Origin of the sequence: Nonomuraea sp. NPDC049480, from assembly GCF_044465905.1 — a bacterium.
In the GTDB taxonomy this organism is placed as follows: domain Bacteria; phylum Actinomycetota; class Actinomycetes; order Streptosporangiales; family Streptosporangiaceae; genus Nonomuraea.
Map to the genome: position 1 here is coordinate 112776 of NZ_JBITMD010000011.1, position 21772 is coordinate 134547.

Sequence of the window (21772 nt, forward strand, 5' to 3'; positions counted from 1 at the left end):
TCCCCGATCAGTTGATTCGCTCCAGGATCGTGGCCGTGGCCAGCGCCCCGCCCGCACACATCGTGACCAGCGCGGTCGCCGCGTCCGAGCGCTCCAGCTCGTGCAGGGCCGTGGTGATCAGCCGCGCGCCCGTGGCGCCCACGGGGTGGCCGAGCGCGATCGCGCCGCCGCTGACGTTTACGCGGTCCAGGTCGGGCTCGTGCACGCTCGCCCACGACAGCACGACCGACGCGAACGCCTCGTTCACCTCGAACCTGTCGATGTCACCGATGGTCATCCCGGCCGCCGTCAGCACCTTGGCCGTCGCCTCGACCGGGCCGTCCAAGTGATAGTACGGCTCCGCCCCGACCAGCGTCTGCGCCAAAATCCGCGCCCGGGGCCGCAGCCCGTGCCGCCGCGCCGCCTGCTCGCTCATCACCAGTACGGCCGCGGCGCCGTCGGAGATCTGCGACGACGTGCCGGCGGTGTGCAGCGCGCCCTCTCTCACCGGCTTGAGCGTGCCCAGCACCTCCACGGTGGTCTCGCGCAGCCCCTGATCCCTGCGGACGTCGCCGACCGGCACGATCTCCCGCTCGAACCGGCCGTCGGCCCACGCCTTGGCGGCCAGCCGCTGCGAGCGCGCCCCGAACCAGTCGAGCCGCTCGCGCGTCAGTCCGCGCCGCTTCGCGATCCGCTCGGCCGCGGTGAACTGGTCGGGCAGGTCGATGTTCCAGTCGTCGGGCCTGGGTTTGGCGGGCAGCACGTTGCTACCGAGCGGCGCCCGGCTCATCACCTCGACGCCGCACCCGATGCCGACCTCGATGACGCCCGCGCCGATCAGCGCCGCCGCCAGGTGCACGGCCTGCTGCGACGACCCGCACTGCGCGTCCACTGTGGTGACCCCGGTCTGGTACGGCAGCCCGGCATAGAGCCACGAATGCCGCCCGACGTGACCGCCCTGCTCGCCGGCCTGGGTCACGCACCCGGCGAACACCTGGTCGACCGCCGCCGGATCGATCCCCGACCGCTGGACGAGCCCGTTGAGCGCGGTGGCGAGAACCTGTTGCGGCTTGAGCTCGGCGAGCAGGCCCGCCCGCTTGCCGATGGGGGTGCGAACGGCTTCGACGATCACAGGTGTGCCCACAGTCGCCTCCAGAACGATGCTCTGGCGCGACTGTAACGCGTTCTACTTTGTCGGGGAAGCCTCCAGCGTCGACGGCAGCTCGAAGGTCTCGAACAGCTTCTCCTCGAAGAACATGCCGACGTGGCGGATCCGGCCCTCGGAGAACGTCGGCACCATGATCGAGAACTGCTTGTAGACGTCGTCCTCCAGGTGGTACATGGCGAAGGCCGGCTGCCCGTTGGCGGCGATCGGAACCAGCTTGAGGTCGCCCGCGCGCTTGGCGGGACACTGCACCTTGATGAGCTCGACGATCGTCTCCGGCCCCTGATACCAGCCGACGAACGGCGGCATCTCCCAGATCGCGTCCTTGGTGAACATGTCCACCAGGCTGTCGATGTCGTAGCTCTCGAACGCGGCGACATAGCGGTCGAGCTGGGCCCGCTGCTCCTCGCTCAGCGGCTCCACCGGGTCGTCCATGCTCGGCGACACCTCGTTGAGCTGGGCCCGGGCCCGCTGCAGGATGCTGTTGACGGCCGCGGTGGACACGCCGACGGCCTCGGCGACCTCGACGGCCTTCCACCTGAGCACGTCACGCAGGATCAGCACCGCGCGCTGCCGGGGAGGCAGGTGCTGCAGCGCGGCGATCAGCGCGAGCCTGATGCTCTCGCGCGAGGTCACGATAGCGGCCGGGTCGTCGGCGCCCGCGCCCGCGCCGGCCAGCGCGTCGGGCACCGGCTCCAGCCACGGCATCTCGGTGTCCTGCACCAGAGGAGCCGTGGCCTCGGTGCTGGGCGCGCCGAGCCCGGTCGGCAACGGCCTCCTGCCCCGGCTCTCGAGCGCGGTCAGGCAGGTGGTGGTGGCGATGCGGTAGAGCCACGTACGCAGCGAGGAACGCCCCTCGAAGCCGTCGTAGGCCCGCCACGCCCGCAGGTAGGTCTCCTGGACGAGATCCTCGGCGTCGTGCACCGACCCCATCATGCGGTAGCAGTGCGCCAGCAGCTCGCGCCGCATCGGATCAGCCAGTCGGAGGAAGTCCTCGCTCGTCGGCTTGTCGCTCATACCCCTTGTATAGACGCCGGCACCGACAGACCGATGAGTTTTTTACCTTCGCCCGGTCAATTAGAGCGATCCCTACGGCGAAACAAAGCAATGACCATGAACAGGGCGCCCTCCGCCGGGAGCCGCGGGGGCGTCCCGGCGGAGGGCGCCGTCCCTAGTGGGGGACGGTCAGAACGATCTTGCCGGCGGTGCGGCCGGTCTCGCCCAGTTCGTGCGCCTTCGCCGCCTCCTCCAGCGGCAGCACCGCCGCGACCTCGACCCGCACCCGTCCGGCCTCGACCAGCGCCGCGATCGCCCGCATCGCGGCCTGGTCCGGCTCCACCAGCATGGTCTCGGAGCGGATCCCCAGCTCCGCCGCCACCGTGTGCACGCTCGGATCGAACAGGCTGAGGGTGAGCGAGACGATCGTGCCGCCTCTGCGCATGGTGCGCAGCGATCGCGGCCCGTAGTCGCCGCCGATCGTGTCGAGCACCACGTCCACGTCCCGCACGATCTCGGAGAAGTCCTCGGTGCGGTAGTCCACGAGCTCGTCGGCGCCCAGGTCGCTCAGGAAGTCGTGCTTGGCGGCGCTGGCCGTGCCGATCACATGCGCCCCGCGGGCCTTGGCGATCTGCACCGCCAGGTGGCCGACTCCACCGGCCGCGGCGTGGATGAGCACCCGCTGGCCGCCCTTCAGCCCGGCCACGTCCACGAGCGCCTGGTACGCGGTCAGCGCGGCGAGCGGGATCGCGGCGGCCTGCACATGGTCGATGTTCGCGGGCTTGCGGACGAAATGCCGGGACGGCGCGGTCACGTACTGGGCGTAGGCGCCGTGCCCCTGTGGATATCGGAGCATGCCGAACACCTCGTCGCCCGGCTTGTAGAGCGCCTGCCCGAGGCCGGCGTCCTCGACCACGCCGGAGACATCCCACCCGAGGATGAACGGCAGGCGGAGCGTCCCGCCGCTCGCGCGGAACTTCCAGTCGGTGGGGTTGACCCCGGCCGCCTCCACTCGTACGAGCACCTCGGTCGGACCGGGCTCCGGCCGGTCCACCTCGACCATCTTCAGCACCTCAGGGCCGCCCAGGGCGTCCTGACTGATCGCCTTCATCTTCATGCGATCCAGCGTGCTCGGCGGCGGCACGACCCGCGAGGGGCCCAAAGGTCATGATGTGTAAAGATCGGGCCATGCCGGCCCACGGTGCACGGCGACGCGGGATCGGTCCAGGGGCGGCCACGCGGGCGGCCGGCTGTGCGCGCCGCAACGGCGGTGCGCCACTGATGATGTCGGGTTCAGATGTCGGTGAGAAGCCGGGATGCGGCGGTCTCGATGCGGCGCTGGATCTGGTCGTAGGTGCGGCGGCCGCGCAGCATCTCCAGTAGTTCCTGCACCCACACGCTGGCCAGCGACCCCGCCAGATCGCGCTGCTCCTCGCTCGCCTGGTCGAGCGTCAGGCCGTCGGCGGAGACGCGTAGCAGCAGCCCCGTCATCCGGTCGCCGAAGGGCGTCTGCACCTCGGCCATGATCAGGGAGCGGATGAGGGCGTCGGCCAGCTCGGGCTCGCGCATCAGCCCGCGGGTGGCGCGCATCAGCACGTCCACCGCGCGGCTCGACGGCGTCGACGCGCCAGGCGGCCGGCGCTCGATGCTGTTTTCAAGAAGGTCGATCTCTTCGCCGACCACCGCCACGACCAGGTCCATCTTCGAGGGGAAGTAGCGGTAGAGCGTGCCAAGGGCGACGCCCGCGCGCTCGGCCACCGTCCGCATCTGCATGGCCTCGACCCCGCCGCGCGAGGCCAGGGCGGCCGCGGCCTGGACGATGCGCTTGCGGCGCTGGTGCTGGCTGCGCGTACGGACGCTGTGCCCGCCCGTCGTGGGGTGGCTCTCCATGGTCCCCTCGGTGTCGGTGGAGGAGGGCGCGGCGGTGGGCGCGTGCGGGGTGCGCATAAGAACACGTTATCTGATTTTCTGAAGGCGCGGCTTGTTACTCACGAGTCACAAAGAAGCCTGTATCGGCCCATGTCTTCGGCGTTACACGCATATGTCACTACTTATCGGCATGGATGCCCTCTGGACACTTATTAGAATCTGTTCTAGTTTGCTATTCGGCTGACCGAGCGCTTGGTGGAGGCGGCATGACCGCGAACACCCTCGCGGCCCTGCTGCTGGCACGGGCCGAGGACGATCGACCTGGGCTGATGTTCGAAGACGCGACGTGGTCGTGGCGCGCGCACGTCGCCGCCTGCCGGGCGGCCGCGGCGTGGCTCTCCGGGCGCGGCACAGGGATGCATGTCGGGGTGCTGAGCGAGAACGTCCCCGATCTGGTCTTCCTGCTCGGCGGGGCGGCGCTGGACGGGCACGTGGTCGTGGCGCTGAATCCCACGCGGTCGGCCGAGGAGCTGATCCGCGACGCCCGCGCCACCGACGTCGGCCTGCTCCTCTGGGACGTTCCCCACGAGGGTCTGGCCGGGCCGGTGTCCGAGGCGCTCGGCGTGGAGTCCGCGCCTCTGTCCGGCGTGGGCGCGGAGGCGGCACCACGGGGCCCGTCCGAGGCAGATCCCGGCGACCTGGTGATGCTGATCTTCACTTCCGGCACCTCCGGCCGCCCGCGCGCCGTCCGGATCACCCAGCGGAAGATCGCCATGCCGGGGGCGAGCCTGGGCGCGCTGCTCACGCCCGACGACGTCGTCTACTGCTCGATGCCGCTGTTCCACTCCGGCGCCCTGATGGCCGCCTACGCCCCCGCCGTGGCGTCGGGGGCGGCCCTGGTACTGCGGCGCCGGTTCTCGGCCTCAGGGCTGCTTCCGGACGTCAGGCGGTACGGCTGCACGTACCTGCACTACGTCGGCAAGGCGCTCTCCTACGTCCTGGCCACCCCCGAGCGCCCGGACGACGCCGACAACCCGCTCAAGATCGCGTTCGGCAACGAGGGGAGCGCGGTCGCGACCAGGAGGTTCGGGGAGCGGTTCGGATGCCACGTGATCGACGCCTTCGGCTCGACGGAGACGGCCATCTCGCTCATCCCCGACCCCACGGGGCCTCAGGGCTGCCTCGGCAGGCTGCCCGAGGGCGTCGCGATCCTCGACCCCTTCACCGGGCGGCCGTGCCCGCCCGGCCGCGTCGAGGACGGCCGCCTGCTCAACCCGGACGAGGCCGTCGGCGAGCTGGTCAACACGTCCGGGCTGGGCCTGTTCGAGGGTTACTACAACGATCCCGAGGGCGACGCCGAGCGGATCAGGGACGGCGCGTTCTGGTCGGGTGACCTGGCCTACCAGGACGCGGACGGGTACGTGTTCTTCGCCGGGCGCGGCACCGAGCGGCTGCGCGTGGACGGCGAGAACCTGGCCGTCGCCCCGATCGAGGCCGCGCTGCGGGAATTCGCCGGGGTGATCGAGGCGGCCGTCTACCCGGTGCCCGACGCGGCGGCCGGCGATCAGCCCATGGCGGCGCTCGTGCTGGACGGGGCCTTCGACCCGGACGCGTTCACCGCCTTCCTGGCCGCGCGCCGCGATCTGGGCGCCAAGTCCTTACCCCGCTATATCCGCCTTTCCGATCACCTGCCCCAGACGCCCTCGCACAAGGTCATCAAGCGGCACCTCGCCCGGGAGGGCTGGCGTACGGCCGACCCGGTCTGGTGGCGCACGCCCGCCGGGCTGCGGCGGCTGACCGACGCGGACGCCAAGGGGATCGAGGAGGAGTTCGTACGGCACGGCAGGCAACACCTCTTGGAGACGTAGGGATTTCACTGTGGATTTCAACCTGGACGAAACCCAGCAGGATTTGCGGAAGCTGGCCGCCGAGGTCCTCGCGAGGGAAGGGGACGAGGAGCGGCTGTGGCAGGCCGGGCTGATGAGCGTGTGCGTGCCGGAGGAGGCGGGCGGCGCCGGGCTCGGGCCGGTGGAGATGGCCGTGGTGCTGCGGGAGGTGGGCGCGCGGGCGGCGATGGTCCCCGCGCTGCCGACGCTGGCGAGCACCCTTGCCCTGGCCCGCTACGGCACGCCTGAGCAGCAGCGGGCCGACCGGGTCACGCTCGCGCTGCGTGAGCCCGGACGCGCCCTGGCCGATCCGCCGGCGACCGCCGCGCGGCAGTCCGGCGGCGGCTGGACCCTGACCGGCCGCAAGATCTCCGTGCTGTATCCGGGCGGTGCCGCGCTGGTCACCGCCGACGAGGGCCTGTTCCTGGTGCGGGAGCCGGCCACGACGGCGGAGTTCACCTCCACGGGTGAGCCCGCCGCCACGATCGTGCTCGACAACACGCCTGGGGAGCGGGTGGCGGGGCCCGAGGCGGTCACCGGGGCCCGGCGGCTCTTCACGGCCGCCGTCGCCGCCCAGGCCAGTGGCGTGCTCGCCGGGGCGCTGGAGCTGACCACGTCCTACATCAGGACGAGGAAGCAGTTCGGCCGGGCGCTGGCCGAGTTCCAGGCCGTGACCATGCAGATCGCCGACGTCTACGTCGCCGGGCGGGCACTGGACGTGGCCATGTGGTCGGCGGTCTGGCGGCTGGGCGAGGGACTGCCGGCCGAGCAGGACCTGGCGCTGGCCGCCTACCACGTGGGCGAGGCCCTCAAGGCCCTCTACACCTGTCAGCACCTGCACGGCGGCCTCGGGCTCGACGTGACCTACCCGCTGCACCGCTACTTCGCCCAGGCCAAGCACCTGTCCCACCTGCTCGGCGGCGCCGACGCCCAGCTGGACCTGATCGGAGCGCTCGTCTGATGCTGATCGACCTGACCCCGGACCAACGCAGGCTCCGCGACGAACTCCGCGAGTATTTCCAGAACTGCCTCACCGACGAGGACCGCAGGAAGATCTCCCAGGATCCGTTCGGCGAGGCGTACATGGAGCACTGCCGCCGCCTCGGCCGTGACGGCAAGCTCGGCCTCGGCTGGCCCAAGCAGTACGGCGGAGGCGGCTACGGCCCACTGGAGCAGCAGATCTTCGCCAACGAGATCGCCCGCGCCGCGGTCCCGTACCCGATCATCACGGTGCAGACCGTCGGCCCCACGCTCATGCAGTACGGCACCCAGGAGCAGAAGGACCTGTTCCTGCCGCGCATCCTCGCCGGCGAATGCCACTTCGCCATCGGCTACAGCGAGCCCGAAGCCGGCACCGACCTGGCGTCCCTGCGGACCACGGCGGTGCTCGACGGCGACCACTACGTCGTCAACGGCCAGAAGATCTTCACCAGCGGCGCCCACTACGCCCAGTACATCTGGCTGGCCGCCCGGACGAATCCCGAGGCCAAGAAGCACAAGGGCATCACCATGATGATCGCCTCCACGGACGACCCCGGCTTCTCGTGGACCCCGATCACGACGATGGACGGCCGCCATCACACGAACGCCACCTACTACTCCGACGTCCGCGTCCCCGTGACCATGGTGGTCGGCGAGGTGGACCGGGGCTGGGACCTGATCGTCAACCAGCTCAACCACGAACGCGTCACGCTCGGCCCCGCCGGCAACATCGGCCAGGCGTACGACCGCTTCCTGGCCTGGGCCAGGCGCACCGGCCTGGTGGAGAACCCGGACGTGCGGCGCGCGCTGGCGCGGGTGTGGGTGGCGCTGCGGACGAACGAGCTGCTGAACTGGCAGGTGGCCGCCAACATGGACCTCGGCTGGCTGGGCGCCCCCGACGCGTCGGCCACCAAGATCTACGGCTCCGAGCGCATGCAGGAGGTCGGCAGGATCGTCGGCGAGGTCCTGGCGCGGTACGGCGACCCCTCCGACCCGGAGACGGCCGAGCTGCTGGAACGCACCGACCACGGGGTGAAGGGCGCCGTGGTGCTGACGTTCGGCGGCGGCGTGAACGAGGTGCAGCGCGAGCTGATCGCGATGCTCGGACTGAGTCTGCCGAGGCCGCCGCGATGACGGGCCCGATCACCGGCCCGATGACGGACGAGGAGCTCCACGACCTCGCGGACAAGCAGGCGGCGCTGGGAGAGGTACGCGGCACCCCGGCGCCCGACCCGGTGAACGTCCCCATGATCCGGCACTGGCTGGCCGCCATGGGCGACGAGAACCCCGTCTACCTGGACAGGGGCGTCGCCCCGCCCGCCATGGCCCAGGTATGGACCATGCAGGGGCTGCCGGCCACGGCCAAGGACAGGTCTCCGGTGGACGACGTGCTGGCCGCGCTCAACGCCGCCGGCTACACGGGTGTGGTGGCGACCAACTGCGAGCAGACCTACCACCGCTACGCCCGACTGGGCGAGCGGCTCACGCCGGCGACGAGGTTCTCGGGCTTGGCGGGGCCCAAGCGGACCGCTCTGGGCGTGGGCTACTTCGCCACCTGGAACGTCATCTGGTACGCCGAGGACGACGAGCCGGTGGCCGAGATGATGTTCCGTGTCCTGAAATTTCGCCCGCCCGCCAAGAAATCCCAGGAGCCCTATCCGCTCCAGCCCGCGGTCAACCAGGACACCGCGTTCTTCTGGGAGGGCGTGCGGAGCCGCGAGCTGCGCATCCAGAGCTGCGCCGACTGCGGCCTGCTGCGTCACCCGCCGGGGCCGCTGTGCCCGCACTGCCGCTCGACCGGCCGCTCGTACGTGGTCGCGAGCGGCGCGGGCACCCTCTACAGCTACGTCGTGCACCACCACCCACCGGTGCCGGGCCGTGAGACGCCGTTCGTGGTGGGCGTGGTGGAGCTGCCGGAAGGAGTACGGATCGTGGGCAACGTCGTGGACTGCCCGATCGAGGAGGTGGCCATCGGCATGCCGCTGCGCGTGACGTACCGCCCGATGGACGACAAGCTCGTCCTGCCGATGTGGGCGCCGGGGGAGCCATGACCGGGGACCTCGCCGAACTCGGCGCCGTGCTGCCGGAGCTGTCCATCGACCTCACGCCGACCATGGTCGTCTCCACGGCCCTGGCCACCATGGACTTCACGCCCGTGCACCACGACGTGCAACTCGCCCGCGCCCAGGGCTCGAAGGACATCTTCCTCAACATCCTCACCACGATGGGCCTGGTCGAGCGCTACGTCACCGACTGGGCGGGCCCCGAGGCCGTCATCAAGCGCATCGACGTCAAACTGGGCGTTCCGGCGTACGCGGGGGACCGCCTGAGCTTCGACGGGACCGTGGTGTCGCGCGCGGACGGCCAGGTCACGGTCCAGGTGCGCGGCAAGGTCAGCCTGGGCGACCACGCCACCGGCACCGTCACCCTCATACTCCCCGAGGAGGGCGGACGTTGTTGAGCGGACGCGCCGCCATCGCCGGCATCGGCGCCACCGAGTTCAGCAAGAAGTCAGGGCGTTCGGAGCTGCGGCTGGCCGCCGAGGCCGTGCTGTCGGCGCTGGACGACGCCGGGCTGTCGCCGGGCGACGTGGACGGCATGGTCACCTACAGCCAGGACTCCAACCAGGAGATCGCCGTCGCCAGGGAGACCGGGATCGGCGACCTGACGTTCTTCTCCCGCGTCGAGTACGGCGGCGGCGCGGCCTGCGGTACCGTCGCTCACGCGGCCATGGCCGTGGCCACGGGGATGGCGCGGACGGTCGTCTGCTACCGGGCGTTCAACGAGCGCTCCGGGCGCCGCTTCGGCCAGCCGAACTCCCGCCTGACGGGCGAGCCCACCTCCCAGGGCCTGGAGATGAGCTGGCACGTGCCGTACGGGCTGATGACCCCGGCGGCCTGGGTGGCCATGTTCGCGCGGCGCTACATGCATGAGTTCTCCGCGACGTCGGAGGACTTCGGCAGGGTGGCGGTGGCCATGCGCAGGCACGCCGCCACCAACCCGGCCGCCTGGTTCCACGGGCGGCCCATCACGCTGGAGGAGCACCAGGCGTCCCGGTGGATCGTGGAGCCGCTGCACCTGCTCGACTGCTGCCAGGAGAGCGACGGCGCGGTGGCCCTGGTCGTGACCTCCGCCGAACGCGCCCGCGACCTGCGCAGATCGCCCGCGGTGATCACGGCGGCCGCCCAGGGCTCCGGAGCCGGCCAGATGATGATGACCAGCTACTACCGCGACGACATGAGCGGCCTACCCGAGATGTCCCTCGTCGGACGGCAGCTCTGGGAGATGTCCGGATTGTCGCCCCGGGACATCCAAACCGCCATCCTGTACGACCACTTCACCCCGTTCGTCCTGGCGCAGCTGGAGGAACTGGGCTTCTGTGGCCGCGGTGAGGCGCCCGGCCTGATCCAGGACGGAGGGATCGAGCTGGACGGCCACCTCCCGGTCAACCCGCACGGCGGGCAGCTCGGGGAGGCGTACATCCACGGCATGAACGGCATCGCCGAGGCAGTGCGCCAGATCCGGGGCACCGCCGCCAACCAGCTCAGCGGCGTCGCCAACGTCCTGGTCACGGCCGGCACCGGCGTCCCGACGAGCGGGCTGATCCTCTCCTCCGGCTAGTAGGTGAGGTACTGGCCGTCGGGGCGTTCACGATCGCGGACGGCAAGATCGTGGCCATCGACATCATCGCCGACCTGGACCGCCTGAACACGCTCGACCCGGCGGCGCCCCGACGGAGCCTAGCCGACGAACATCGGCACGGAGAAGAAGACGATCATCGCGATCGCCACGCAGATCAGGAAGCCGATCACTTCCCAGGCCCAGTCGTAGTGGCGGTCCTTGCGACGGTGGCTCTGCTCCATCCCGAAACTCTCCGGCTCCGGGCGGCGCTTGGGCACGGGCCTGGCGCGGACCGCGCGTGGCGCCAGCAAGGACTCCTTGGGCGCCAGAGGCTCCTGCTCCTTCTCCTCAGGCTCGTCCTCCCAGGGCAACCGGTAGACCGGCTCCGGCTGCTTGGGGCGCGGCTTGAACAACGGCGCCCGGTCGCGGATGGGGTCCGCCTGCTGTTGGGGCGCCGTGTCGCGGATCGGGTTCACCCGCTGTTGGGGCGCCGTGTCGCGGATCGGGTTCACCCGCTGCTGGGGCGCCGTGTCACGGACCGGGTCGGCCTCCTCCTGCTGCGGCACCAAATGGAGCGGGCGGGCCGGGCCCTTGTGCACCAGCACGTCGTCCGCCGGGGACGGCTGCGGCCGCCGGGGACGGGGCCGGCGCAGGCCTCCTCGGGAGGGACGATCCGGGGCCTCAGCTGACAGGACGTCGCCCGCCAGGGACAGCGGCGGTGGCGAGCCGTCGCTGGGCAGCAGCACATCCCCCGTCGCGAACGGCTCCGGCGAGTCCTTGGGCAGGAACACGTCGCCCGTGGCGAACGGCTGCGCCCCGCCCTCCTCCTCCGGCGCCATGAAGAACGACCGCTCCGCGAGTGGGGTGGGGGACTGCGGATCCCCGCCGTACGGATCCCATCCGCGAGGGTCCCTTTCGCCGGGGTCCTTTTCGCGAGGGTCCCATCCGTGAGGGTCCGTTTCGCCGGGGTTCCTTTCGCGAGGGTTCCTTTCGCGAGGGTCCCTTCCTCGGGGGGGCCATTCGCGCGAGTCCGATCCGCGGGGCTTCCCGTCGCGTTGGTCCAATGGGCGGGGACCCCTTTCGCGTGGAGAGTCGCCGACGAAAGGCCGGGCCGCGTCCAGGGCGCTCAGCGGGTCCCTGAGCGGGCGGGCCACGTTCGCGGGCGTGCTCAGCGGCTCTCTGAGCGGGCGGGCAAGGTCCGAGGACATGCCGAGTGAGTCACTGAGCTGCGGCAACGGGGCCGTGGTGGCCTCGTACTGGGAGACCCGTGACGGCGACGGCGGCGTCAGCAGCTCCTTGGGGAAGATCATCGTGCTGCTCGCCGGGTCGGCGTCGGCCAGCGGCTGCGGCCACACCGGCGGGCTGGGCCAGCGCGGCTTGACGAACAGCGGCGCGGGAGCCGCCGCACGGGAACCCGCGAAGTGAATGCGCAGTGCCCCCGGCGGCTGCGGCCACGGCAGGCGGCCGAGCACGTCGCGCAGCGGCGCGACGCCCAGGGCGCCGTAGACGTCGGCGATCGGCTTGGGCACGCGTACCCCGGTGGAGGCCAGCGCCGCCCCCAGGGCATGCCTGAACCGATGCCCCGCCCCCACGGCCAGCTCCTCCGCGGTGTCGGGCGCGACGTCGAGCACCCAGGCGAGCTCGGACTTGCTCAGCCCGCAGACCGCGCACAGCACCAGCACCTCCCGCTGGTGCGGGCGCAGCTCCCGCAGGGTGCGTTCGACGAGGGCCGTGGCCGGGTCGATGAGCGGGTCCACGGCAGGAGGCGAATAGACGATGTCCCGCCGGTGGATCTCACGGCGGGCGTACGCGTAGAGAGCGGCACGGGGCGGCTCTGTGTCCGGCACGCCGGACAGCACCGACGCCAGGACGTCGGACGCGGAGCCTAGGTCGCCGAGCTGGTCAGCGCAGTACGCGAACAGCCCGGCGGCATAACGGTCGTAGAGCTCTGCGATCAGTTGAGCGCGTGGGCGCTGATCGGTGAGCGGCTGGGACACAGGGCCGGATCCTCTTGCTGTGTGCGGACGCTGAGGTGGTAGGTGAGGGATACGCGTCTGAAGATTGTGGAGGTAATCATGCCAACACGGACAGGCCTGGCGCACTACCAGATCCAGATTTAAGCAAATATGCCTGGTCAGTGAACCGCTTAAGCGGGGCCCAGGGGGACACAATGGGCCACCTTCGCCGTAGTCTGTCTCTCCAAGAGATCATGCGGCGGTCGTGGCAGGGGGGCCGCGGCCCTGCCACGAGCGAGAGGTCACGCGTGATCACCTTCGACGCTGTCACCAAACGCTACCCAGACGGAACGGTCGCCGTTGACCGCCTCACCCTCGAGGCGCCCACCGGCGAGATCACCGTGCTCGTCGGCCCTTCCGGCTGCGGCAAGACGACCTCCCTGCGGATGATCAATCGCATGATCGACGCCTCGGAGGGGCAGATTCTGCTCGACGGCGTGCCGGTGCAGGGCATCGACCCGCCGACTCTCCGGCGCGGCATCGGGTACGTCATCCAGCAGGCCGGCCTGTTCCCGCACCGCAAGATCGTCGACAACATCGCCACCGTCCCCTACCTCCTCGGCTGGGACAAGAAGAAGGCCCGCGGCCGGGCCATGGAGTTGCTGGAGCGCGTCGGCCTCGACCCCGCGCTGGCCGGGCGCTACCCGTTCCAGCTGTCCGGCGGGCAGCAGCAGCGCGTGGGCGTGGCCAGGGCGCTGGCCGCCGACCCGCCCGTTCTGCTCATGGACGAGCCGTTCAGCGCGGTCGACCCCATCGTGCGGACGAGCCTCCAGGACGAGCTGCTGAGGCTCCAGGCCGAGCTGAACAAGACCATCGTCTTCGTCACCCACGACATCGACGAGGCCATCAAGCTCGGCGACCGCGTGGCCGTGCTGCGGGTGGGCGGCACGCTGGCGCAGCTCGCCGCCCCCAAGACGCTGCTTTCTGAGCCGGCCGACGACTTCGTCCGCGAGTTCCTCGGGCACGACAGGGGGATCAGGCGGCTGCAGTTCGTCTCCACCAAGGGGTTGCGGCTGCGTACGGACCTCACCGTCGAGGAGGGCGCCGAGCGCGGCACCTCCGAGCCCTGGCTGCTGGTGGTGGACGCCGACGGCCGGCCGACCGGCTGGGCCTCGGGGGAGCGCCCCGGGGAACTGGAGGCGTACGGGACGTTCGTGTACGCCCGCGACTCCATGCGCTCCGCGCTCGATGCGGCGCTGCTGTCGCCGTCCGGCTGCTCGGTGGCCGTGGACGAGCAGGGCAAGGTCGTCGGCGTGGCCACCAGGGAGGCGCTCGACCAGGCGCTCGCGGAGGCCGCAGATGGGTGACGGTCCCCCTTCGATCTGGGAGTGGATCGGCCGCAACTGGGACACCGGGCGGGTCGACAGCATCCGCAACCTGCTCGCCGACCACCTGACCATGTCCCTCGTGCCGATCCTCCTGGCTCTCGTCGTGGCGCTCCCGCTCGGGCTCGCCTGCGTGCGCTGGCGCTGGCTCTACCAGCCGACCGCCGGGCTCTTCAACGTGGTCTACGCGCTGCCGTCACTGCCGGTCTTCATGTTGCTGATCTCGGTGACCGGGCTGTCGCAGACCACGGTGATCATCCCGCTGACCTTCTACGGCGTGGCCGTGCTGATCCCGGCCGTGGTCGACGGACTGGGCTCGGTGCCCGACCACGTACGCCAGTCGGCGGTCGCGATGGGCTTCACGCCGCTGCGCCGCCTGTTGCAGGTCGAGCTGCCGATCGCGGTGCCGGTGGTGCTGGCCGGGCTGCGGGTGGTCGCGGTGTCCAGCATCAGCCTGGTCAGCGTGGGCGCGCTGATCGGGCAGGGCGGGCTCGGCGGGCTGTTCACGCGGGCGTACCAGAACCCGTTCATGCCGCCGGTCATCGTCGGCATCGTGCTGATCGTGGCGCTGGCGCTCATCGCCGACGGGCTGATCGTGCTGGCGCAGAGGCTGCTCACCCCGTGGGTGCGGGCACGGAAGGGGCAGGCGTCATGAGCGTGGGCTTCGGCGGGGAGGTCGCGTCATGGGCTGGTTGACCGCCTTCTTCTCCTGGCTGGGGGAGTTCTTCGGCGACCCGGAGAACTGGTCGGGGTCCGACGGCATCCCCATGCGGCTGCTGGAGCACCTGGAGTTCTCCGCGCTGGCGCTGGCGCTGGCCGTGCTGATCGCGGTGCCGGTCGGCCTGCTGATCGGCCACACCGGACGGGGCGAGGTGCTGGTCGTCGTCTCGGCGAACCTGGCCAGGGCGCTGCCCACGCTGGGCCTGCTGGTGATGTTCGTGCTGTTGCTTGGCGCGGCCTCGATCTGGCCGGTGATCATCCCGCTGGTGCTGCTGTCGGTGCCGCCGATCCTGGTGAACACGTACGAGGGGATCAAGGGGGTCGATCCCGAGCTGCGCGACGCGGCGTACGGGATGGGGCTGCGCGGCCCGCAGGTACTCCTGCGGGTGCTGGTGCCGGTCGCGCTGCCGCTGATCCTGCTGGGCTGCCGGCTCTCGGCGATCCAGGTCGTGGCCACCACCACGGTCGCCGCCTACACCGGTCTCGGCGGACTCGGGCGGTATGTGATCGACGGTTTCGCGACGAAGGATTACGCGAGCGTCGTCGGCGGTTCAGTACTGATTGTGCTCTTCGCGCTGGTGGTGCAGATCTTGTTCACGCTCGCCCAGAGAGTGACGGTCTCGCCGGGGGTGAGCCAGCGGCTCAAGGTTCGATAGTCTCCTGTATTACCTCCCGCTTAGAAGGGAAAAGCAAGATGAGACGCAAGTACGGCATCGCGGGGGTGCTGATCTCGGCGATGCTCGCGCTGGCCGCCTGCGGCGGTGGCGGCACCGGTAACGCGGGCAACCCGCTCGACACCACGAGCGCGGCTCCCAGCGGCTCGGCCTCTGGCGGGGGTGGCAAGGCCGTCGTCGGCTCCTTCGACTTCGACGAGAGCGTGCTGCTCGGGTCGATCTACGCCCAGGCGCTGGAGGCCAAGGGCGTGCAGGTCGAGGAGAAGCCGCGCATCGGCAGCCGCGAGGCGGTGTACGACCAGGTCAAGAGCGGCGGGCTGACCATCGTGCCCGAGTACAACGGCAACCTGCTCGCCTTCGTCGACCAGCAGAACACCGCGGCGACCACCGACGAGGTCAACGCCGCGCTGAAGGAGAAGCTGCCTGCCGAGCTGGAGGTCCTGGACTCCTCGCCGGCCGAGGACAAGGACAGCCTGTCCATCGCCAAGGACACTCAGACCAAGCAGTCGCTCAACACCATGGAGGACCTGGCCAAGGTCTCCAAGACCATGACCGTCGGCGGCCCGCCCGAGTTCAAGAAGCGGTGGGAGGCGCGGTTCAAGGAGGTCTACGGGATCGAGTTCAAGGAGTGGAAGCCCACGGGGCCGACCACCGCGGACGCGATCAAGGACGGCTCGATCCAGGTCGGCAACGTGTTCACCACCGACCCCAAGATGACGGCCAACAACCTGGTGCCGCTGCAGGACCCCAAGAACATCTTCCCCGCCCAGAATGTGACGCCGCTGCTCAACAAGGCGGGCGCGACCGACACGATCAGGACCACGCTGAACTCCATCTCGGCGAAGCTCACTACAGAGTCCCTGCTCGAGATGATGCAGAAGATCTCCGTCAACAAGGACGAGCCCGCCACGGTGGCCAAGGAATGGCTGACTTCCAACGGCCTCGCCTGACCCGCTCCTTGAGGGCCTCCGCGGTGCGGGGGCCCTCCGGGCTTTCGCGCGTCGTCCCGGGGTGGTCGCGGTGAGCGAGTTCACGGAGGCGATGGCGCAGCTCGCGGCCGGGGTGGCGGTGGTGACCGTACGCGACGGGCGCGACGACCTCGGTACCACGGTGTCGGCGCTGATGTCCGTGTCGCTGGAGCCCCCGCTCGTGCTGGTCAGCCTGGCCAGCCGCGGCTACCTCAACGAGGTCCTGTTGCGTCAGGACCGCTGGGCGGCCTCTCTGCTGTCCTCCGGCCAGGCGGCCATCGCCAGCCGCTTCGCCACCCCCGGGCGACCGAGTGCCCGCCTCCTGGTGGCCGGGGTGCCCCACCATCGGGGGCCGCAGACGGAGGCGCTGGTGGTGGAGGGCGGCGTGGCGGCGCTGGAGGCGGAGACCACCAAGGTGATCTCGGGCGGCGACCACACCCTCTTCCTCGCCACGGTCCTGTCCATCCCCTACATCAACCCCACCCTCCAGCCTCTGGTCCGCCTTCGGGGCCGCTACCGGGCGATGGGCGCCTGACCGGCGAGCCGGCCGCTGTATTCCCGAAGTCCGAGTACGGCCGGTTTCTCGGCCGGCAATCCGGCTCGAATGATGACCGGCCGCTTCGGCCCTTTCCTGAATCAGGCATCTACGCGTCCGATTGATCACGGGAAGTAATGCGGGGATCGTGCGGGATTGTTATTTCTCCTTGATCAAGATCTGTCAGGATTCCTCCGTCCAAGATCAACGGAAGGAATCCTGTGAGCTTATCGGCCAAGGCCGGACGCCGGATCGGGGGGCTGGTGGCGGTTATCGCCCTGGCATCCGGCGCCTTTGCCTTCGGGGCGCAGGCCGCCCCGAAATCAGTTGTTTTCGGCACGTCTTCCGCTTTACCCAAAGCCCATACGGGCGCCTGCCCCACGAACGTGACGTTGTCCACCACGGTGAAGGTGAAAGCGCCGGTGGTGCTGAAGTACGTATGGGCTTTCAGTGACGGGGACAAGAGCAGGATCAAGACCTACAAGGTCGGCGGCAAGGGCATCAAAACCGTCAAGCTGTCCACGTCGATAAAGGTCACCGGTGACGCGCGTGGCTGGGGCGCGGTTCGCCTGGTCAGCCCGGTCAAGAAAACGTCCAGGAAAGCCTCGTTCACCGTCACCTGTACCGGCGGCGAGGAGAGCACGGGCGACGTGTGGGACAGCGTGGCCACCTCCGCCATCGGCGCGGACGCGCCGGCCGACCAGGCCACGCCGCCGCCTCCCACCGGGGAGGACGGCGACAAGCCGGCTCAGAACCTGGTGCGCAAGGCGTCCATCGCCTTCGAGCGGACCAATCCGTCGAAGTGCCCGGTGAACTTCAAGATCCACGGTTACTTCGAGGTCCCCGCCGGCGCGCAGGAGATCCAGTACCGCGTCGTCGGCGCCGAGGACTGGAAGACCGTCAACGTGCCGGCCGACCACGGCGATGTCTTCCACGCGGTGCTGGAGACGTTTGACTGGGATCGGGAGACGGGCAAGTTTTCGGTCCGGATCGAGATCAATCAGCCGGACAGGCTCACCTCCAACATCATCTACTACACCAAGTGCGGCGGGCCGGACGGTGACACGACGATCGGCGTCGCCACCGACGACATCAAAAAGACCGACATGGGCGGCCCGCTGGCCGAACTGATCGCCGACTCCCAGCTGGAGTCCGTCCAGGCCGTCACAGGCGCCGAGGTCGCCCTCGTCAGCAAGCGTCAGATCCCCCCTGCGTATTTCAAGGCGGGCCCGATCAAGTACGCGAAGGTGTGGGAGGTCCAGCCCTCCGGGCTGGCCGTCGACGTATGGCAGATGACCGGTGCGCAGCTCAAGTGGGTGCTGGGGCACGCGAGCCCGCAGAACGGGGTGCTGACGCCCTCGTCGTCACTTCGCTACACCCTGACCAAGGGAGTGGTCACCGAGATCACGCTCAACGGCGCGCCGGTGTCCGACACCCAGAAGATCAAGATCGCGACCAATTACATCCTGGCGGGCGGCTTTGAAGGCTTCCCGCAATGGAACTTCGCGACCAGCGTGTCCCACAGCGGACCGGACAACACGGGAGCGCTGGCTTCGTACATCGCCAACCACTCACCGGTGCACGCGCCGAAGGGCGACCGCGTCACGATGAAGTAGGTCACACGACGCCAGAGTGCCTGGTCGTCAAGGCGATCGCCGGACGGGACATCTTCCGCACGGCGATCGCCGGTGAGCAGGGCCGTCCCCTGTGCCGGATCAGCGGATCACGTACCACTCCGGCAGGATCAGCGGGCCGGTGGCGGGCAGGCCCAGTTCGGCGGACAGGCGGGCGAGCGGTCCCCAGGCGTCCAGCCGGATCCTGGCCAGGGCGGCCGACTTGTCCTCGCTGGACTCCGGCCCGCGCAGCCGCTCCAACGGGTTGAGCCGCGGGTACATGCGGACGGGAGCGTCGTCGGCGAGGCCGGCGCGTTTCCTTCCCAGCGCCAGCGCGTCCTCCAGCCCGCCGAGTTCGTCCACCAGTCCGTGCGCGTGCGCGTCCGCCCCGGTCCAGACCCGGCCGCGGGCCAGCTCGTGGGTACGCTCCCGGGTCAGGTTGCGGCTCTTGGCGACCTTGCCCACGAAGTCGTCGTAGATGCGGTCGAGCCAGGCGTTGATCCGCTCCCACTGCTCGGCGGAGAAGCCGCGGGACGTGGAGAACATCCCAGCGTTCGCCCCCTCGGCCACCATTTCCGAATTTATCCCCATTTTTCCGAGCAATTCGGAAAGGACGGGCTTGCCGCCGTACACGCCGATCGAGCCCGTCAGGGTGCCCGGCTGGGCCACGATCACGTCCGCGGCCATCGACACGAAGTAGCCGCCGGACGCCGCCAGGTCGCCCATGGAGACGATCACCGGCTTCACCTTGCGCGTCAGCCACACCTCGCGCCACACCGTGTCGGAGGCCACGTACGAGCCGCCGGGGCTGTCGACCCGGAAGACCACGGCCTTGATGTGCTCGTCGCGCCGGGCCGCTCGCAGCGCGGCGCTGATCGTGTCGGAGCCCATCGCCCCGCCGCCGCCGAGCGGGCTCCGGCCGCTGCGGCCGGTCTTGATCATGCCGGTGCCGTGGACGAGCGCGACCCCGTCGGCCATCGGATGCGGCAGCTTCCGCATGGCCGACGCCCGGGCGTACCTGGAGACGTACTGCAGGTGCGCGTCGCCGCCCGCGGCCTGCTTGACCTCGTCGTACACCTCGTCCCGGTACGCCAGCCCGTCGACCAGCCCGGCCTCCTTCGCCTCCGCGGCCGTGAACGGGCCCCGGTCGATCAGCTCGCGCACCTTGCCCGGGTCCAGCCGGCGGCCGTCGGCGATGCCGACGATCATCGTCTCGGTGACCGACTCCACGATGCGGCCCATGGACTCGCGGTGCGGCTCGGTCATGTGGTCCTGGGTGAAGGTGTTGGCGGCGGTTTTGTACTCGTGCCGCTGGCCGACCTCGTATCCCACGCCCAGCTTCGTCAGCGCCCCCTTGAGGAAGCGCTGCTCCAGCGCCACCCCGGTGAGGCCGACGTCGCCGCTCGGCTGCAGGTAGAGGCGCTCGAACGCGGTGGCCAGGTAGTAGGGGACGGTGCCCCCGCCGAACTCGCCGAACGTCTCGGCGAACGCGACCGTCAGCTTCCCGGAGGCCCGGAACTGGCTCACGGCCTGGCGGATCTCCTGCACCATGGCCAGGCCCATCGGGTTGGCGCCGATCTTCACGATCAGTGCCTTGACCCTGGAGTCCTGCCTGGCCCGCCGGAGCCCGGACAGGACGTCGGCCAGACGGGTCTTGCGCATGGACAGCACCGCGGTGAGCGGATCCGCCGGCGGACCCTCCGTGACGCCCTCGGTGAGATCAAGTTCCAGGACCAGCGGGGCCGTGCGCCGCTGGCGAAGCCTGTCGACGGTTTCGAAGATCGCCTTGCCTGCGTCCATAGAAGCCACCCTAAGCGACACATTTCGAATCGCGGCAAGGTGCACATTGCGCATACGGCAGGCACGGCCAAGAAGGTCTGCTGAAGGGATGGGGCAAGGGGCGGGCGCCCGAGGGCACTCGCCCCTTGCGATCGTCAGCGTACGTCTCTGACGGCGGCCTGCACGTTGATCCTTGGGGTCGTGACCTCCGCGCCCGCGCTGTCATACGTGATCGGCTTGCCAGTGCGCTTCAGCGCGTCCAGAAGGTGGTCGACGCTCGCCCTGCGGTGGTTCTGACGCAGGAGGGCGAAGGCGCCCGCCACGTGCGGGGTGGCCATCGACGTGCCGCTCAACGACGCGTACGTGTCGTCGACGATGGCGGCCTTGATCGCCACGCCCGGTGCGAACACGTCCAGCATCGCCCCCCGGTTCGAGAACGAAGCCACGGCGTCCTGCTTGTCCGTGGCGCCCACCGTGACCGTGTTGGAGACGCAGGCCGGCCAGGACACCGATGCGTCGTAGCCGTTGTTGCCCGAGGCGACCACGGTGGCGACGCCCTTGGCCTGGAGCTTGTCCACCTCGGCCTTGAAGTCGGCCCCGTCGCCCTCGTCGCAGGCCGTGTCGTACTCGCCGCCGCCCAGGCTCAGGTTCACCGAGGCTAGGTTGTACTGGGCGGCGACCACGTCCGCGTACGCCATGCCGGTCAGGATCGACGAGTCGTACGCCAGGACGCAGACGGGACGTCCCGCACAGTACGGCGAGTTGTCGAAGCGGCTGAAGACCTGGACCGGGACGATCTTGGCCTTCGGGGCGACGCCGTTGGCCGGGAACTCGGCCGTGGCCTGGCCGGCCGCGATGCCGGCGACGTGGGTGCCGTGGTAGCACAGGCCGTACTGCGGCTGTGGCGCGTTCGTCATGCACGCGCCCGTCTCGGCGTCCGCGGCGCCGTCGCCGATCTGGAACTGGCTGCCGTTCGGGCACAGCGGCGTGGAGCCGTCGGCGGGGTCGGCGGCCGAGAAGCAGGCCTGGGCGACGATGCGGCCGCCGAAGGCGGGGTGGTCCTTGTCGATGCCCGTGTCGAGGATCGCGACGGCTGTGCCCTTGCCGGTGAACCCCCGCCGGTGCGCCCGGTCGGCCCCGATCAGCGGAATGCTCTGCGTCAGGGTGGGCTCGTTGAGCTTGTCCTTGCGGATGGAGACGACGGCGGACTGCTCGGCGACCTTCTCCAACTCGGCGCGGGTGCCGCGGTAGACGAAGAAGTCCAGCTTGCCGGCGACCTCAGAGGGCTGCTCCGCGGAGACGTTCCTTCTGCCCTGCTTGACCTCTTCCGCGCTGGCCTGCGTGGAAGCGACCTGGGCAGGCTGCTGTACGCGGACGATGGCGCGGTGCTCGCCGGTGGCGGAGATCGCAGGGTCGATCTTGGAGTCGGGGTCGGCGAACGCGGGTGTGGCGACCAGCGTCGCCGAGGTGGCGGCTAACGCGATGGCGCCGGCCAGCAGAGACGAGAGTCTCAACTGTTCCTCCGGGGGTTCAAGGGACTTTGCGATGGAAGTGTAGTAATTGAACAGATGGTGTCAGAGAGGCGGATGTGTTCCGTTACCGCTTCTTGTTCTGATCCCAGACACGCGAAGGGGCCGGACCCGGGA

Annotated in this window: 20 protein-coding genes; 12 read left to right on the forward strand and 8 right to left on the reverse strand. The window is 70.0% G+C overall.

All coding sequences use genetic code 11. The features are described 5' to 3' along the window. Nucleotides 1-7 precede the first annotated feature (7 nt). The 4 genes from ACIBX3_RS30065 to ACIBX3_RS30080 form a co-directional block, all read right to left on the reverse strand. Entirely contained in the window at nucleotides 8-1123 is a 1116-nt protein-coding gene (locus ACIBX3_RS30065; protein ID WP_397122765.1) for a steroid 3-ketoacyl-CoA thiolase, read from the reverse strand. Between the two features lie 42 nt (nucleotides 1124-1165). Beyond that, a complete protein-coding gene (locus tag ACIBX3_RS30070; RefSeq protein WP_397122767.1) occupies nucleotides 1166-2161 on the reverse strand; it encodes a sigma-70 family RNA polymerase sigma factor in 996 nt (331 codons plus the stop codon). A gap of 154 nt (nucleotides 2162-2315) precedes the next feature. Further along, entirely contained in the window at nucleotides 2316-3251 is a 936-nt protein-coding gene (locus ACIBX3_RS30075; RefSeq protein WP_397123138.1) for an NADP-dependent oxidoreductase, read from the reverse strand. A gap of 182 nt (nucleotides 3252-3433) precedes the next feature. After that, the gene (locus ACIBX3_RS30080) at nucleotides 3434-4087 is read right to left on the reverse strand and encodes a TetR family transcriptional regulator (protein ID WP_397122769.1); all 654 of its coding nucleotides are present in this window, start codon (nucleotides 4085-4087) and stop codon (nucleotides 3434-3436) included. Between the two features lie 188 nt (nucleotides 4088-4275). On the opposite strand from ACIBX3_RS30080, the gene ACIBX3_RS30085 reads away from it, so the two are divergent. From ACIBX3_RS30085 to ACIBX3_RS30110, 6 genes are read left to right on the forward strand one after another with little or no spacing between them, the layout of a single operon-like run. Then, entirely contained in the window at nucleotides 4276-5877 is a 1602-nt protein-coding gene (locus ACIBX3_RS30085; RefSeq protein WP_397122771.1) for an AMP-binding protein, read from the forward strand. A 10-nt stretch (nucleotides 5878-5887) separates the two neighbouring features. After that, entirely contained in the window at nucleotides 5888-6856 is a 969-nt protein-coding gene (locus ACIBX3_RS30090; RefSeq protein WP_397122773.1) for an acyl-CoA dehydrogenase family protein, read from the forward strand. Next, the gene (locus ACIBX3_RS30095; RefSeq protein ID WP_397122775.1) at nucleotides 6856-8010 is read left to right on the forward strand and encodes an acyl-CoA dehydrogenase family protein; all 1155 of its coding nucleotides are present in this window, start codon (nucleotides 6856-6858) and stop codon (nucleotides 8008-8010) included. The genes ACIBX3_RS30090 and ACIBX3_RS30095 overlap by 1 nt, the downstream gene beginning before the upstream one ends. Further along, nucleotides 8007-8927, forward strand: coding sequence for a bifunctional MaoC family dehydratase N-terminal/OB-fold nucleic acid binding domain-containing protein (locus ACIBX3_RS30100; RefSeq protein WP_397122777.1), 921 nt, complete (start codon nucleotides 8007-8009; stop codon nucleotides 8925-8927). Before ACIBX3_RS30095 ends, ACIBX3_RS30100 begins: the two co-directional genes overlap by 4 nt. Then, complete coding sequence (locus tag ACIBX3_RS30105; protein WP_397122779.1) at nucleotides 8924-9337, forward strand: MaoC family dehydratase; 414 nt, start codon at nucleotides 8924-8926, stop codon at nucleotides 9335-9337. Before ACIBX3_RS30100 ends, ACIBX3_RS30105 begins: the two co-directional genes overlap by 4 nt. Further along, on the forward strand, nucleotides 9334-10497 hold the full coding sequence (locus ACIBX3_RS30110; RefSeq protein WP_397123140.1) for a lipid-transfer protein: 1164 nt from the start codon (nucleotides 9334-9336) through the stop codon (nucleotides 10495-10497). The genes ACIBX3_RS30105 and ACIBX3_RS30110 overlap by 4 nt, the downstream gene beginning before the upstream one ends. Nucleotides 10498-10616: 119 nt before the next feature. Here ACIBX3_RS30110 and ACIBX3_RS30115 read toward each other — a convergent pair whose 3' ends face one another. Next, entirely contained in the window at nucleotides 10617-12494 is a 1878-nt protein-coding gene (locus tag ACIBX3_RS30115; protein ID WP_397122781.1) for a hypothetical protein, read from the reverse strand. 266 nt (nucleotides 12495-12760) lie between these two features. On the opposite strand from ACIBX3_RS30115, the gene ACIBX3_RS30120 reads away from it, so the two are divergent. The 5 genes from ACIBX3_RS30120 to ACIBX3_RS30140 all read left to right on the forward strand — a co-directional run bounded on the left by ACIBX3_RS30120 (nucleotide 12761) and on the right by ACIBX3_RS30140 (nucleotide 16734). Beyond that, nucleotides 12761-13819, forward strand: a complete 1059-nt coding sequence (locus ACIBX3_RS30120) for an ABC transporter ATP-binding protein (protein WP_397122783.1) — start codon at nucleotides 12761-12763, stop codon at nucleotides 13817-13819. Continuing rightward, nucleotides 13812-14492 carry an ABC transporter permease gene (locus tag ACIBX3_RS30125; protein WP_397122785.1) on the forward strand — a complete coding sequence of 227 codons (681 nt, stop codon included), beginning with the start codon at nucleotides 13812-13814 and terminating at the stop codon, nucleotides 14490-14492. Before ACIBX3_RS30120 ends, ACIBX3_RS30125 begins: the two co-directional genes overlap by 8 nt. A 28-nt stretch (nucleotides 14493-14520) precedes the next feature. Then, nucleotides 14521-15213, forward strand: coding sequence for an ABC transporter permease (locus ACIBX3_RS30130; protein WP_397122787.1), 693 nt, complete (start codon nucleotides 14521-14523; stop codon nucleotides 15211-15213). A 38-nt stretch (nucleotides 15214-15251) separates the two neighbouring features. Continuing rightward, nucleotides 15252-16181 (forward strand): ABC transporter substrate-binding protein, encoded by a 930-nt coding sequence (locus tag ACIBX3_RS30135; RefSeq protein WP_397122789.1) that lies wholly within the window; start codon nucleotides 15252-15254, stop codon nucleotides 16179-16181. 70 nt (nucleotides 16182-16251) lie between these two features. Beyond that, complete coding sequence (locus ACIBX3_RS30140; protein WP_397122791.1) at nucleotides 16252-16734, forward strand: flavin reductase family protein; 483 nt, start codon at nucleotides 16252-16254, stop codon at nucleotides 16732-16734. Between the two features lie 109 nt (nucleotides 16735-16843). Here the strand turns inward: ACIBX3_RS30140 and ACIBX3_RS30145 are convergent, their stop codons facing one another. Continuing rightward, nucleotides 16844-17134, reverse strand: a complete 291-nt coding sequence (locus ACIBX3_RS30145; RefSeq protein WP_397122793.1) for a hypothetical protein — start codon at nucleotides 17132-17134, stop codon at nucleotides 16844-16846. Here ACIBX3_RS30145 and ACIBX3_RS30150 point away from each other — a divergent pair. Further along, nucleotides 17127-18350: a 5'-nucleotidase C-terminal domain-containing protein gene (locus ACIBX3_RS30150; protein ID WP_397122795.1), complete on the forward strand. Its 1224-nt coding sequence runs from the start codon at nucleotides 17127-17129 to the stop codon at nucleotides 18348-18350. The genes ACIBX3_RS30145 and ACIBX3_RS30150 overlap by 8 nt on opposite strands. Nucleotides 18351-18449: 99 nt before the next feature. Here ACIBX3_RS30150 and sppA read toward each other — a convergent pair whose 3' ends face one another. Both sppA and ACIBX3_RS30160 read right to left on the reverse strand, forming a co-directional pair. Continuing rightward, on the reverse strand, nucleotides 18450-20147 hold the full coding sequence (sppA, locus tag ACIBX3_RS30155; protein WP_397122797.1) for a signal peptide peptidase SppA: 1698 nt from the start codon (nucleotides 20145-20147) through the stop codon (nucleotides 18450-18452). Between the two features lie 134 nt (nucleotides 20148-20281). Then, the gene (locus ACIBX3_RS30160) at nucleotides 20282-21640 is read right to left on the reverse strand and encodes a S8 family peptidase (protein ID WP_397122799.1); all 1359 of its coding nucleotides are present in this window, start codon (nucleotides 21638-21640) and stop codon (nucleotides 20282-20284) included. Between the last annotated feature and the right edge of the window lie 132 nt (nucleotides 21641-21772).

What these genes read in the sequence shown, in the direction of transcription:
- ACIBX3_RS30125 (WP_397122785.1), top strand. Translation starts at nt 13,812, where the DNA reads ATGGGTGACGGTCCCCCTTCGATCTGGGAGTGGATCGGCCGCAACTGG.
- sppA (WP_397122797.1), bottom strand. Translation starts at nt 20,147, where the DNA reads ATGGACGCAGGCAAGGCGATCTTCGAAACCGTCGACAGGCTTCGCCAG.
- ACIBX3_RS30100 (WP_397122777.1), top strand. Translation starts at nt 8,007, where the DNA reads ATGACGGGCCCGATCACCGGCCCGATGACGGACGAGGAGCTCCACGAC.
- ACIBX3_RS30080 (WP_397122769.1), bottom strand. Translation starts at nt 4,087, where the DNA reads ATGCGCACCCCGCACGCGCCCACCGCCGCGCCCTCCTCCACCGACACC.
- ACIBX3_RS30105 (WP_397122779.1), top strand. Translation starts at nt 8,924, where the DNA reads ATGACCGGGGACCTCGCCGAACTCGGCGCCGTGCTGCCGGAGCTGTCC.
- ACIBX3_RS30095 (WP_397122775.1), top strand. Translation starts at nt 6,856, where the DNA reads ATGCTGATCGACCTGACCCCGGACCAACGCAGGCTCCGCGACGAACTC.
- ACIBX3_RS30135 (WP_397122789.1), top strand. Translation starts at nt 15,252, where the DNA reads ATGAGACGCAAGTACGGCATCGCGGGGGTGCTGATCTCGGCGATGCTC.
- ACIBX3_RS30085 (WP_397122771.1), top strand. Translation starts at nt 4,276, where the DNA reads ATGACCGCGAACACCCTCGCGGCCCTGCTGCTGGCACGGGCCGAGGAC.
- ACIBX3_RS30130 (WP_397122787.1), top strand. Translation starts at nt 14,521, where the DNA reads ATGGGCTGGTTGACCGCCTTCTTCTCCTGGCTGGGGGAGTTCTTCGGC.
- ACIBX3_RS30070 (WP_397122767.1), bottom strand. Translation starts at nt 2,161, where the DNA reads ATGAGCGACAAGCCGACGAGCGAGGACTTCCTCCGACTGGCTGATCCG.
- ACIBX3_RS30075 (WP_397123138.1), bottom strand. Translation starts at nt 3,251, where the DNA reads ATGAAGGCGATCAGTCAGGACGCCCTGGGCGGCCCTGAGGTGCTGAAG.